The sequence below is a fragment of the Thermoplasmata archaeon genome, assembly GCA_036395115.1.
Taxonomy (GTDB): Archaea; Thermoplasmatota; Thermoplasmata; order RBG-16-68-12; family RBG-16-68-12; genus RBG-16-68-12.
Window position 1 is genome coordinate 20,477 of the sequence record DASWDU010000048.1, and the last position, 12,285, is coordinate 32,761.

Annotated in this window: 18 protein-coding genes; 10 read left to right on the forward strand and 8 right to left on the reverse strand. The window is 66.4% G+C overall.

The genetic code is table 11. The features are described 5' to 3' along the window. The first annotated feature begins 23 nt into the window (after positions 1–23). From VF992_11615 to VF992_11625, 3 genes are all read left to right on the forward strand, one after another. The gene (locus tag VF992_11615) at positions 24–1,361 is read left to right on the forward strand and encodes a lipopolysaccharide biosynthesis protein (GenBank protein HEX9341798.1); all 1,338 of its coding nucleotides are present in this window, start codon (positions 24–26) and stop codon (positions 1,359–1,361) included. 7 nt (positions 1,362–1,368) lie between these two features. Next, complete coding sequence (locus VF992_11620; GenBank protein ID HEX9341799.1) at positions 1,369–2,235, forward strand: type II CAAX endopeptidase family protein; 867 nt, start codon at positions 1,369–1,371, stop codon at positions 2,233–2,235. A 74-nt stretch (positions 2,236–2,309) separates the two neighbouring features. Then, positions 2,310–2,888 carry a hypothetical protein gene (locus VF992_11625; protein ID HEX9341800.1) on the forward strand — a complete coding sequence of 193 codons (579 nt, stop codon included), beginning with the start codon at positions 2,310–2,312 and terminating at the stop codon, positions 2,886–2,888. A 218-nt stretch (positions 2,889–3,106) separates the two neighbouring features. Here the strand turns inward: VF992_11625 and VF992_11630 are convergent, their stop codons facing one another. After that, positions 3,107–3,340 carry a hypothetical protein gene (locus tag VF992_11630; GenBank protein ID HEX9341801.1) on the reverse strand — a complete coding sequence of 78 codons (234 nt, stop codon included), beginning with the start codon at positions 3,338–3,340 and terminating at the stop codon, positions 3,107–3,109. A 119-nt stretch (positions 3,341–3,459) separates the two neighbouring features. After that, complete coding sequence (locus VF992_11635; protein ID HEX9341802.1) at positions 3,460–4,197, reverse strand: hypothetical protein; 738 nt, start codon at positions 4,195–4,197, stop codon at positions 3,460–3,462. A gap of 188 nt (positions 4,198–4,385) precedes the next feature. Here VF992_11635 and VF992_11640 point away from each other — a divergent pair, with 188 nt between their 5' ends. The 5 genes from VF992_11640 (at position 4,386) to VF992_11660 (ending at position 7,188) form a co-directional block, all read left to right on the forward strand. Beyond that, positions 4,386–4,865 carry a hypothetical protein gene (locus VF992_11640; GenBank protein HEX9341803.1) on the forward strand — a complete coding sequence of 160 codons (480 nt, stop codon included), beginning with the start codon at positions 4,386–4,388 and terminating at the stop codon, positions 4,863–4,865. A 127-nt stretch (positions 4,866–4,992) separates the two neighbouring features. After that, on the forward strand, positions 4,993–5,553 hold the full coding sequence (locus VF992_11645) for a hypothetical protein (GenBank protein ID HEX9341804.1): 561 nt from the start codon (positions 4,993–4,995) through the stop codon (positions 5,551–5,553). 148 nt (positions 5,554–5,701) lie between these two features. Further along, entirely contained in the window at positions 5,702–6,328 is a 627-nt protein-coding gene (locus VF992_11650) for a nucleotidyltransferase domain-containing protein (protein HEX9341805.1), read from the forward strand. A gap of 37 nt (positions 6,329–6,365) precedes the next feature. Next, positions 6,366–6,734, forward strand: coding sequence for a hypothetical protein (locus tag VF992_11655; protein HEX9341806.1), 369 nt, complete (start codon positions 6,366–6,368; stop codon positions 6,732–6,734). Positions 6,735–6,789: 55 nt separating this feature from the next. Further along, positions 6,790–7,188, forward strand: coding sequence for a hypothetical protein (locus VF992_11660; GenBank protein HEX9341807.1), 399 nt, complete (start codon positions 6,790–6,792; stop codon positions 7,186–7,188). On the opposite strand, the gene VF992_11665 is transcribed toward VF992_11660, so the two are convergent. Further along, complete coding sequence (locus VF992_11665; protein ID HEX9341808.1) at positions 7,178–7,753, reverse strand: CoA pyrophosphatase; 576 nt, start codon at positions 7,751–7,753, stop codon at positions 7,178–7,180. The genes VF992_11660 and VF992_11665 overlap by 11 nt on opposite strands. 86 nt (positions 7,754–7,839) lie before the next feature. Here VF992_11665 and VF992_11670 point away from each other — a divergent pair, with 86 nt between their 5' ends. Next, on the forward strand, positions 7,840–8,157 hold the full coding sequence (locus tag VF992_11670) for an antitoxin VapB family protein (protein ID HEX9341809.1): 318 nt from the start codon (positions 7,840–7,842) through the stop codon (positions 8,155–8,157). A gap of 163 nt (positions 8,158–8,320) precedes the next feature. Continuing rightward, positions 8,321–8,962, forward strand: coding sequence for a hypothetical protein (locus VF992_11675; GenBank protein ID HEX9341810.1), 642 nt, complete (start codon positions 8,321–8,323; stop codon positions 8,960–8,962). 144 nt (positions 8,963–9,106) lie between these two features. On the opposite strand, the gene VF992_11680 is transcribed toward VF992_11675, so the two are convergent. The 5 genes from VF992_11680 to VF992_11700 all read right to left on the reverse strand — a co-directional run. Further along, a complete protein-coding gene (locus VF992_11680) occupies positions 9,107–9,511 on the reverse strand; it encodes a PIN domain-containing protein (GenBank protein HEX9341811.1) in 405 nt (134 codons plus the stop codon). Further along, positions 9,508–9,747: a hypothetical protein gene (locus tag VF992_11685; protein ID HEX9341812.1), complete on the reverse strand. Its 240-nt coding sequence runs from the start codon at positions 9,745–9,747 to the stop codon at positions 9,508–9,510. The genes VF992_11680 and VF992_11685 overlap by 4 nt, the downstream gene beginning before the upstream one ends. Before the next feature lie 25 nt (positions 9,748–9,772). Further along, entirely contained in the window at positions 9,773–10,294 is a 522-nt protein-coding gene (locus VF992_11690) for a PIN domain-containing protein (protein ID HEX9341813.1), read from the reverse strand. 25 nt (positions 10,295–10,319) lie between these two features. Continuing rightward, entirely contained in the window at positions 10,320–10,562 is a 243-nt protein-coding gene (locus VF992_11695; GenBank protein HEX9341814.1) for a hypothetical protein, read from the reverse strand. A 64-nt stretch (positions 10,563–10,626) separates the two neighbouring features. Beyond that, the coding region (locus VF992_11700) for a glycosyltransferase family 2 protein (GenBank protein ID HEX9341815.1) at positions 10,627–12,285 on the reverse strand (1,659 nt) is incomplete at its 5' end.

Below are 12,285 nucleotides of genomic sequence, written 5' to 3' on the forward strand. Positions count from 1 at the left end.
CGGAGTTTGCGACGCGAGTCGGGATGCGGCCCCTCGAGGACGCGCGAGATCGGATGCAGCGCCTCGTGGGCCGCGCCTGGGACGAGGCGAAGACCCCGCTCTACCGCAACGCGTTTTTCATCATGTCCTCGAGCGTGATCGGCTCCGCGCTCGGCTTCTTCTTCTGGCTCGTCGTATACCGCTCCTTCAGGCCGGACGACGTCGCGGTCGCGGTCGCCTTGTTCCAGACGACGACGTTTGTCAGCACCCTCGGACTCTTCGGCCTCGGCGTGGGCCTGATTCGATTCCTCCCGGCAGAAGAGAACAAGGTGCATCTCGTGAACGCCTGCCTCACGATCGGGGGCATCGCGAGCCTCATCGCCGCGGCGGTCTTCATCGTGGGCATCGATGTCTGGGCGAACAAACTCGATTTCATCTTGTCCACGCCGATCTATTGGATCGCGATCCTCGCGACCACGACGGCCCTCGCTTTCGCGCCGATCATCGACCAGACGGGCTTCGCGATGCGCCGGGCGGACCTCATCACGTGGCGGACCCTGATCTTCGCGCTCCTCAAGATTCCCTTCGCCCTCGTCTTCGCCACAATCGTAGCCACGAACGGCCGGCTCGGGGTCTTCATGGCCCTGGCGATCCCCATGACGATCGCCGTCGGCGTGGAGGGTCTGTACTTCCTCCCTCGGGTGCTCCCCGGCTTCCGGCCTCGCCCGACGACGAACTTCGAAGGGATCCGGCCGATGGTCCATTTCAGCCTCGGCAACTACGCGGCGAGTGCGATCGGCGCCTCGGCGGGGATGCTCCTCCCGCTCATGGTCTTGCAAGTCCTCACGAAGGACGATGTGAACTTCTTCTACATCGCCAGCGTCGTTGCGGCGATCCTGAGCATCATCCCCGGCGCCGCGTTCACGTCGTTCTACGCGGAGGCGTCCCAGAAGAACGCCAACCGCCATCTGGATGAGCGGCGCGCGATCCTCTTGTCCCTCGTCCTCCTGATCCCCGGCATCCTTGTGATGTGGGTCTTCGCGCGGTTCATGCTCGAGCTGTTCGGCGATCCGAAGTTCGCGGACGGCGCGATCGGCCCGCTCCGGATCCTCGTCTTCGCCGCGATCCCGTCGTTCTTGAACGCCATTTACGGAACGCGGGTCCGCGTGCGGAAGCGGACGGGTCCGCTCATCGTGGGGACCGTCATCAGCTCGGCTGTGACGTTCGGCCTCGGCTACCCGCTCCTCTTGTCGGACGGGATCAACGGACTCGCGATCGCGGTGACGTTGGCACAGGTCGCCTCCGTGCCGTACTACTACGTCGTCGCGCGGCGGTCGTTCAAAGGAGAGGAAGCCCCTCCCGCGGCCCCCGTCGAGATCTAGAGGGACCATGGCGACGGCGACCGCCTCGGAGACCGCGGCCCTGCCGGTGCCCTCGCGCTGGGCCGTGCTCCTTGGCTACCTCGGGGCCGTGGTCGTCGCAGAGGTCCTCATCGCAATTCCTGCCGGGGCGGAGCGGCCGTACCAATCCGTGGGCTTGGGCATCCACATCCTCCTCGTTTTCGGGTTGATGTTCGGGTCCGTCGTGATGGAGGCGCGCGATCGGACGATGGCCGTGTTGCTCGTGGCCACGAGCCTCGCCTCCCTCGTCCGAGTATTCTCGCTCGCCGTGCCTCGATACAACTTCCTGGACCTGCAGAGCCCGAACCCGGAGGCGGACCCGCTGAACACGATCCCGTGGCTCGCCCTCGTGAGCATCCCGCTCCTCGTGTCGATCGCCGCGGTCGCGTACGTCCAGCGGCTCCGTCCGCGGGACCTCGGGCTGCGCTTCCGGACGTGGCGGGACATCCCGATTCAGACGGCAATTGCGTTGACCGGCATCCCGCTCGGGCTAGTCGAGTTCGAGATCCTCCGGCCCGGCGCGTGGGTTGCGGAGCTGGCGTTGGGGCCGCTCGTGCTTGGAGGGCTCGCGATTTTCTTCGCCACGGGCGTCTCGGAGGAACTCATCTTCCGCGGCATCCTGTTGAAGCGCGCGATCGAAGGGCTCGGCGACGCCGGCGGCCTTCTGTTCGTGACCGCCCTCTTCGCGTCGCTCCACATCTTCTTCCTGAGCCCGATCGACATGGTGTTCGTCTTTTCCGTCGGCCTCTTCTACGGATACGTCGTCCTGAAGACGAAGAACCTCTGGGGCGCGATCTTCAGCCACAGCCTCGGGAACGTCGTCTTGTATCTGGTGGCGCCGTTCGTCTTCGGGTAGGCTCGGCCTGCGCCGCGAGAGGTTCTCTCCTCTGAGTAGTCTTATTTCCGTCTCCACATTCCCGCAGCACGGCCGTGGAGTCGAAACCGCCTCGATTCAAGCACGCACTCTCGTTCGTGGCGACGCTCGCGTTCGTGGGAGGATTCTTCGGCGCGAGGATCTTCCACCTCCTCCTCCCGACCGTCATGATCATCACCCAGGGCGGAATCCACTTCCATCACTTCTGGTACGGATTGGCGATGATGGGCGTCGCCGGCTGGCTGGGGATCGTGGACACCGACGTGAAGTTCGCTCGCATCTACGCGGTCGTATTCGGCGTCGGCGCGGGATTCGTCGGCGACGAGGTCGGGCTCCTCTTGACCTTCGACGACTACTATTCGGAGCTCACGCTCGATTTCTTCGTCGCGGCAATCGCCTTCGTCATCCTCGCGATCCTCCTGGTCCGGTATCGCGACCTGATCTTGCGGGAGGTCCTCCGCCTGAGCCGGCACGAGCGGATCGCATACGCCGGGGTGTTCCTGGTCGGGTTCTTCGCGATCTTCCTGGCCGTCGATCGGTTTGAGCTCGCGGCTCCTCTCGTCGCGATCGGGGTCGTGCTCTTCGTGTGGGGGTTCCGACGCAAACTCGCCAGGGTCGTGACGGCAGCGCCTTGACGCCGGACCCCTATCGGCGGCGCCGCTTCACCCGATGGGACGGTCCCGCTCCCTTCCGGCGTCGTGCACGGCGTCGTGCGGCCCGCGTCATTCGAACTTCCTTCTGCGCCATCGGCGCGGTGACGATCCACGACTATTTGAATCGCGGCTTCGCGTAAGGGTTCCGCTCGGGGCTCCGCGGCGCGAACGCGGACCGGAAAAATCCGTCGAATCCGGGCCTACAAGACTTCGAGGACCTTCACCGCAACGATGAAGACGAACACCACGAGCAGAGGGGCGATCGGCACGAGGAGCGTGTGCGAGAGCATCTTCGACTTAGGGCTGCCCGTCTCCTCGGCGTGGGCGGACGTCAGCTCGCGCATGATCAGGAAGAGGATCAGGGAAGCGACCGCGGCGGCGCCGAAGCTCCCCGCAAGGAACGTCGACGTGACGGTCACGACGGTAGTGATCATCCCTGCCCCCGCGTCTTGTAATCCAAGCGAACGGTCCTCGACGTATTTAAGGTCATCCACAACGCGTCTTGATTTTGGCAGCCGGACCGATAAATCCGCGGCGGCGGCCTGCCCTCGCCTCACCGCTTCCTTCTCTCGCCGCCTCTCGAGAGCGCGTACACCGTCGCGGCGACGTACCCGCCGACCCCGAGCCAGCTATACCCGATTCCGAGGATGAGTGCGGTGTTGAGATGGAAAGACGTTTGCGCGAACTCGTCGGAGCCGGGGAGCATGAAGCCGGAGATTCCGAGGATGATGGCGGCGACCACGCACGGTCCGATCACGAACCGGCCGAGCTGCCGGGACCGCTGCACGAGCCGCTCCCGCCGCGCGGTCGTGGCGGCGTCCGGGGGAGCCGCCATCGGCGTCTCGCTGATCCCCATGTCCATCGCCGCCGCTTCCTGTGCGGTCGACTGCTCGATTTCGCTCAGGCTCTCGAGCAGCTGGTCGATGTCGCGGTCCACGTTGTCCCGCCCCGTCGGCGTCTCGGGGAGCGGCGGGGGCAATGCCTCCGGCCCCGCCCCGCGCGACGACCCGGACCGGCGGTCGACCTCGCCGATCTGTCGGCTGACGGACCGGCGGACGGAGACCCCGAGGCCGCCCATGCCCACGAGGAAAATCGCCGCGACGAGCATATACGTCGTGTAAACCCAGCGCGTGATGTCCGGCGGGAACCAGAGTCCCTGGCCCTGGGCGTAGCCCCATGCGGCGAAGGCGATGACGAGGTAGTACACCCCGAATCCCACCGCCAAGGTGCGCGGTCGGAGGCCTTTCGCCATCGCTTTCCCCTCGTGCCTGCGGGCACTGATATACTTCATCCCCTCCTTTTCGTTTTTGATACCCAGTCCCGCCGAGGTGCCAAAGGTATTTCCCCTGTCGGACCGCTTCTATTCACGGGGGACGCCGGCTCGAGGCGGACCTTTCGGAGGGCCATATCATCCACGCGTTCCAGACAGAGGAGCGTCGGTTCGCGCTGCGCGAAGCCCTGTTCCTCGGGATCGCGGCGGTGGGCGCTTGGCTCTTCTTGAATCACGAGTTGCTCGAGGGCGGGCGGCCGCCCGCGTGGAACCTCTCCGAGTTCATCGTCTCGACGATCGTCGTGTACCTCTTCCTCCGGATCATCGTGATCGTCGCCGAGATGCGCACGCCGCGCGTGGACGCGGACCTCGTCCGGTGTCCGGAGTGCGGGCAACGGCTCGACGAATTCACCGCTCCGAGCCACGCGGAACACCGCGAATTCGAGATGGCCGCGAGGCCATCGGATCGGGAGATCGTCTCCGCGGTGGCGCTGCGCAAGGCGCTCGATGCGGCGCGCCGCGCGGCGATGAATGACGAGGCGACCGCCGCCGATCCCCCCGCGATCCCGTCGAACGAGCTCGAGGACGCGCCAAGCCGAGATGTTCCGCCGGCCGCCGAGGACCCGGACCTCCTCGAGCCGCTCCGGCGCAGCCCGGATCCGCCGCGGGACGGACGGTTCAAACGCTGAGCAATCCCCTCCCCCTCGTCTTTGACATCGGTCGTAGCGTTCCAAAAGATATATCCGCCGAGCGGGCGCTGCTCATCACGGGGACGCCGAACGGCTCATGGGTGGCCGTCCTCTTGGGGAGGGATTGGTGCTCGGATTTCAGACGCGGGAGATGCGGTTCGCGCTTCGGGAGGTCGCGATGCTCGCCCTCGCCGCAGTCGCTTCGTTCGTGTTGATCAACCACGAGGTGCTCTACCTCACGGGGCCGTTCCGGTTGAGCGCGATGCCGATCGAGTCGTACCTGCTCGCGACGATGATCCTCTACCTGTTCCTGCGCCTCGTGATCGTCGCGGCGGAGATGCGGCCCGCTCGCGTCCGCGAGGAGTTCGTGCGCTGCCCGACGTGCGGCGAGTGGCTCGACGACCCGACAGACTCGGGCCTCGAGGCGCACCTCCGGACCGAGCGGAGGTCGACGCCGTCCGAGAGGGAGATCGTCCCCGCGGTCGCTCTGCGCAAGGCGTTCGATGCGGCCCGACTCGCAGCGGTCGCGGCGCGGGAGGCCGAGCGATCCGAGGGGCCACCGACACCTTCCATGCCCCTGGACGACGCCTCGAGCGAGGACCTCGTCGCAGCAATTGTGGATCCGGCTCGGCGCGAGCGACTCCGGCACGGACCGCATTTACGGCAGGATCCTCGCGAAGAACGTTGAGCCCGGTCACGTCCGATTCGGGAACGACGCACCCTCCCAGCGCTTCCAAAGACGCCGCGGCATGCCCCCCGTTACATGTCTCTTGACGGCCGCCGTCCGCACGTTCATATGGACGGGAATCCATACACATGGTCGGAAATCCGACCAAATGGCCGAATCTCCGGACATCCTCCCCACGTCGGGCCTTGAGTCGATCTTGGGCTCGACCGCCCGCCTCCGCGTCGCGAAGCTCCTAGTGGAACTTCCGGACAAGGAGTTCACGGGTCGCGAGATCGGCCGCCTCCTGGCTATGAGCCATTCCTCGGTCCTCGATGCGCTCCGAGTCCTCACGGACTACGGCTTGGCAACCGAGCGGGTGCTTGGACGGGCGCACGTGTTCCGGGTCAACCGGGACTACTTCCTGTACACCCTCTTGGCCAATTTATTCCGCTCCGAGCGGGATCAACGGAGGCGGATTGCGGAGGTCATCAGGGGTTCCCTAGCGAGCAGCTCGATTTCCGTCGTGCTGTTCGGGAGCCGAGCCATGGAGGGGGCTCGCAAGCACAGCGATCTCGATCTCCTCGTGGTCGCGAAGGACGTCAACCAGGCCGAGTCAGCGCTCTCTCACCTGCGGGCCCGGCTTCGGCGAACCTATGGGCTGGATCTGGACGCAAAGGTCTTGACGCTCGGCCAGCTGAAGTCGAAGCTCGGAGCCCCCTTCGTCAGGGCCGGCCTTGCCGAAGGGATCCTGATCGGCGGCGTCCCGCTCGAGAAGGTGTTGGAGTCTGCCGCCTAGGTCGCGCTTCGTCGACCAGGGGAAGTACCGCAACTACGTGCGCAAAGCCGACGAGTTCGAACGCGCCGCCACGCACGCCGCGAGCGTGGGGGACTGGGACGCAGCCGTCGCCAACGCCACCCACTCCGGCATCGCGATGGCCGATGCCGTGGCCGTCTTCTACCTGGGCAAGCGATCGGCCGCCCAAGAGCACGAGGAATCGGTCGAGCTCCTGCACCAGATCGACATCGAGCGACGGGAGGCCGACCGGGCCGCGTCGCACCTCACCGCGCTCCTCCGGGTGAAGAACCGGGCCGAGTACGAGGAGCGGCTGTTGGGACGAGGCGACTCGGATCAAGCCATGAAACACCTTGGCCGGTTCACGGCATGGGCGCGGGAGAAGCTGCCCCGACACCGGCCGGAGTGATCGGACGCCAACGCGCCCCAGACCACTCGAAGACGCCGCCGCATGCCTCCGCCGGATGGAATTCCCGGATGAGGAGTCGACGGAATCTGTCGAAGCGATCCGCAGGCGCGCGCCGGAGGGGCTCCTCGCCCTGGCGTCCGTCCTGCTCCTCGCGGCAAACGTGCTGCGGATCCTCGCCGCGTTCCTGAACTTCCTCGGCGTCCGGGTCGGGTGGGACGCGGGCAAGACGGTCTGGGTCGCGCCGACGACGGACCTCGTCGGGGCGGCGATCCTGGGTTCCGTCTTCTTCCTGGCGGCGACCCGGGCGGAAGGGATGCAGGGGCATCCGACGCCCCCGGTTCCCCCGGAGAACCTCTCGAGCAAGGACCTCGTCGCCACGATCGACGGTCCGGATCTCCTCGAGAGACTCCGGTACGGGCCGAAGCCGCCGGGAGATGCGCGGCTCAAGCGCTGAGCCCGACGAACACGAGCAGCTCCTCGAGGATGCGGTACGTGAATCCCCAGATCAGCCTCCCTTCGTACGTGTACGAGGGCACGTTCAGCTCGCCGAGGATCGTCTGGACGACCGACTTCCCCTGTGTCGCCGGGAGGTCGCCGAGCGAGCACCAGCACGTCGACGTCATCTCGGGGCCCGGGTTCGCTTCAATCGGCCCCGACGCCAAGGCGACGTAGGGGACGACGAGCATCTCCGGCTTGTTGCCCGGGGCCCGGGGGGCCATGTGGCCGAGGACCTCGGCGCGACCCTCGATCTCGATCCCGACCTCTTCGCGCGTCTCGCGCAGCGCGGTCGCGAGCATCGTGCCGTCCTCCGTGTGGTGCCGCCCGCCCGGGAGCCCGATCTGCCCGGACCACGGATCGCCCTCCCGCTTCCGGCGTTCGCCGAGGAGGACCTCGAGACCGCGCGGACCGTCACGGAGGATGATCATCACGGCCGCTGCGGGCTTCGCCTTGAGCTCCGCCTCCGCGAGCTCGAGGGGCAGGAGGAATTTTCGCAGCCGCTCGAGGGACGCTTCGGACAACCGGGCTCGGGCATGGCGCTCCCGATATTTGTGATTCGACCACCCGCGTGAAACGCTGACATAGGCGTGTCTACATCGACACATCCATGGCGGTCAAGACCGTTACGTTGTCCGAGGACGCCTACACCGCGCTCGCCTCTCTGAAAAGGGAAGGGGAGAGCTTCAGCGACGTCGTCCGCCGGTTGACCCGCGGGAGTCGCTCCCTCCTCGAATTTGCCGGAGACTGGAAAGATTACCCCGCGGAGAAGATGGCCGCATACGCCTCGTTCCTCGAAGCCGGGGATCGCCTGTCGAAGACCGAACTCCGGAAGCAACTCGGCCGCCGAAAGCGATCCGAGCGGCGAGCCTCGAGACGACGTTCCTCATCGATCTGCTCCGGGAGGCCCCGCGAGAGGAACGGCTAAGTACGCCCGATCCAATCTCTGGTCAGGGGTTGGAGGGGATATACGACAATCGGGCGGGCGCCGTGCTCGCGCTCTGCGACGCCTTGCGGCTGGCAGAGCCACGAATGACGTTCCCGCGTGGGGCGGCACCTCGGCCCGCCGTCGTTGCTGAGCGGTGGTCCGGATGAGGGCCGCGGCAATCGTCCTCGTCGTCCTGGGAGCGATCTTTCTGCTCGGGGGCATCGGCGGCCTCGCGTATTCCGCGGTGCCGACGACCGATTCGAGCACGGTCACGATTCCCTCCGGCGCGGACTGGTACTACGTGTACGACTTCCCCTTGGTGACGGGCGGCCACCTCACCGGAAGCTTCGAGGAAGTCGCGGGCGGGACCGTAGACGTCTTCGTGTTCACGGACACCCAGTACAAGGCGTACGACGGCGGTGGGGCGGCGCAGCCCCTCTCCGCCACGTCCGGGAGCTCCGGCCAGCTGGACGTCGCCTTGCCGGGTTGGGACACGTTCCACCTCATCTTCGATCACGGGGCTGGGTACGACGCGACGCAACAGGACGTCCGGGTCGAGATCACGGTGAGCGGGATCGGGCCCCCCATCTTCGTCTTCGGAGGGATCGTCGCCCTCGTCCTCGGCGTGGTGTTCCTCGCGGTCGCCGCCGCGATGAAACGCCGGGAGCGGCGCGCGCCGCAGGTCTGGCTGCCACCACAGCAGCCGAACGTGCCGTACTATCCGCCGCCCGCCTGGGCCCCGCCGACGCAACCGTCCACCCCGCCTGACCAGCCGCCGAAACCACCGGAAGGCGGCCCTGGGTAGACCGACCCAGCTCGGCCTGTAGCACCATCGGCTTCTCGGGCAATCGAGGCACGTTGCGGGTGCGGGCCGCATTGACGGTGCAAGACAACCAGAGACGCAAGGAGCGCTGGACCACAGGATGTTGTGGTCGGCCGGGGCTCGGTCTCACGGTAGTCGCGTGAAGCCCGCCTGATCGAAATTCCGGTCGAACGTGAACGCCTTCCCGATCCCGAGGTCCCGCATCACGACGAAGCTCGTGCAATCCGTGAAGCTCCACCGCTTGTCCTCGTGGCGCTCAAAGTCCTCGATGGCATCCGCGAAATGCCCCGCGTCGATCCAGACGACCGTAATGTTCGGGGCACTCGTCACCCGCCGGAGCAAGATGGCGGCGGTCGCGACGTCCGTGGCCATCCGGACGAAGGTCGCCGCTTCGTCCAAGACGAAATCGGTCGTCACGATGCGGCCGTGAGCTCCTCGGGCTGTATCTCCATACACCCCCTGCGCGACCTTTGCGTTCCGATCGTTTGGCACGGACAAGGCGATCCATCCGCCGGAATCGAAGAAGATCATCGGTCCGGTCCGTAGAGGTAGTAGTCCACCCGCTCCGACCCGTCCGTGATCCGCCCCTTCTTCCGGGTGAGCGGGAAGGCGCGGAAGATCGGATCGTTCGGGTCCACCTCATCCCGCAGGATCGTCTGCCGGATCGCCTCCCGGGCCACCTCTTTAATCGTCTTCTTCCGAGCGGCTGCATACGCGGCGAGAAGTCCGTACTCCGTCTCGGAGAGCTGGGTCTGGACGACTTTCACGCATGTCACATGTAAGATGTGACATTTAAGATTTACGATGCCTTCGGCCGCCCAGGCGACTCGGCTCGCTCGGGGCGGCGCCCTCGCGAGACTTGGAAGGAGACCAGTTAAGCCCGCCGGACTCCCACAACTTGAGACCGTCCCCCCGGAGCGCGGCCACCAACTCTCTCGTGGTCCAGCAGGGCACGAGCCGCTGGGCCTTCAAGTGAGGGTCGTCAGACCAGATGCCGTCGCACGGCACGCTGAGGGCCGTCGCGACGTAGGCGACATCCTCCGGGTCGACCCCTCCGAGCGCGATCGCGGCGGTCTCCCATTGCGCAAGGATCGCCTCCGCGGGCAAGAAGTCGATGTACTTCTCCAGCCGATCGAGGAGTTCGGACGTCGCATCCTCCGACAGCCCCGCACGAATTCGCAGCACGGGGAGGTGCTCGCGCATCTCTGCGCGGAGGAATTCGGGGGCCATGAGCTCGAGTACGGAGAGGGTCAGCAACCGGCGGACGGTCGAGTCGCGAAGGAACGCGGCGACGACGATGTTCGCATCGACCACGAGCCGCCGCGGGGCGGCCAGCCACTCACTCTCCTGCGGAGCGTCGCGCGGCTTCGAACCGGCGGCGAAGGCCCTCCTTAATCAGATGGTCTAGCGCCTCGATATCCTCCAGGGTCAGGGTGCTCCGGCGGGTCAGGGCGTCCATGCGCTCAAGGTCCCGGATGCGCTCGGCGAGCAGCCGTCGGACGACCTCGCTCCACCTGATTTCAGGATGAGCCTTCATCTTCCGATGGAGGTCGGACGGCACGGTCAGGGTGATGTTCGGCACGAGTAGCAATTATGTGCGCGCACATAATGAACCTTTCGGGAGGGAGTGCGGATCCATCCGCGGCTCAGCCCCATCGGTTCCGCGGGCGGTCCACGCTCGTCGCGAGCCTGGCGTCGGCCAGGAGGTCCTTCGTCCCGCCGTTCGCGAGGGCCCTCGGAGCGGTGTGCGGGCCGCAGTAGTGGTGCAAGACGATCGGCGAGGCGATGAACGGGACGAGCCACAGGACGTTGTAGTACAGCCCGACCGGGTTGACGGCCGCCAAGCCGAACCCGATCAGGGCCATCATCGCGACCGTGCCGCGCCCCATGTGCAGGATCTCCCGCATCGTCATCGGGGGCTCGTCCTTCGGCGTCACGGGGAACCGCCGCTTGCGGTCGAGCACGTACATGATCATCGAGCGCACCTCGTGCGGCAGCATGATCGAGCCGACGGCCCGGCTCAGGCTCCGCGCGCGGTAGAAGTCGAAGAACCGTAGGCGGACCTGGACGATCTTCGCGACCGTGAACACGGACGTCACGGCGGTCAGGAGGATGATGAACCGGAAGAGCGGGATCGACCAGATGTACTCGAGGGGCGCGGAGGCGAGGTTCTGCCCGAAGGCGAGGAACGCGTTGAAGGACGAGTAGCGGCCGAAGACGGCCAGCAGGATCGCCACGAAGATCGCGATGTAGGCGAGGTGGCCCAACGGGATCATCAGGAGGACTACCTTCTTGTGGAGCGGGATCTTCGCGCCCGGGACGAAGGAGAAGAATTCCATCGAGCCGCGCGTCCACTTGTTCTGCCTCTTGATGAACCCGCGGACGTTCTCCGGCATCGCCTCCCATGAATGGAGAGGCACGAACGCGCTGCCGTACCCGGCGTTCGCGAGCCGGATCGCCGTCGCGAAGTCCTCGGACACGTAGCGTTCGTCGAAGCCGCCGACGTCCATCACGGGCGCGGTCCGCAGGAGGACGTTGTGGCCGTAGCACACGACGGTCCCGAGGTATCCGGCGAGTTTCCGCTCCCATTCGTCCTGCGACAGGACGTGCGCCGGCGCGAGCGCCCCCGGGAACGGCCGGTCCGTGTTCCAGATGTTCACCATGCCCTGGAAGATCGCGAGGTCCGCATTGTCGGGGTGCTCGGCGTACCGCAAGGCACGCTCGACCCAGTCCGGTGGCAGGGCCGAATCCGCGTCGAGGAGGACGAAGTAGTCGTACGCCTTGCCGTGCTCCCGCAGCCATGCGTTGATCGCCCCCGCTTTGAAGGCCTTCCGGTTGGGCCGATAGAGGACCCGGAAGTCCATCTCCGCCGCGAGCCGCTCGACGAGCGACCGCCTCTCCGGATCCGAGGAGTCGTCGAGCACGTAGACGTCGCACGGGTACGTCGGCCGGATCGCGCGGACGCACTCCGGCACCACGTCGTTCATCGTCGCATAGAGGATCGCGACCTTCGGCTGCCTCGGGAGCCGATCGAGCGACGGGATGACGTACGGCGGGAGGAACAGGGACAGGAGCCGCTTCGAGAAGACGAAGGCGAAGCTGAACAGGAAGAGGACCATCAGCCCGAACTGCGCCAGGCTGACGTGCTGGTACCAGTTCACCGCAATCGCGCCGAACGCGGCGACCGTGCCGAGCCAGACCACCAGTACGACGCCGAAGAACCTCCGCCCCCAACGGCGTTCGGACTCAATGCGGGCGTTAGATATCGGCTCTCCCCCGGGTCGCGATGCCGAGGCTAACCCCGC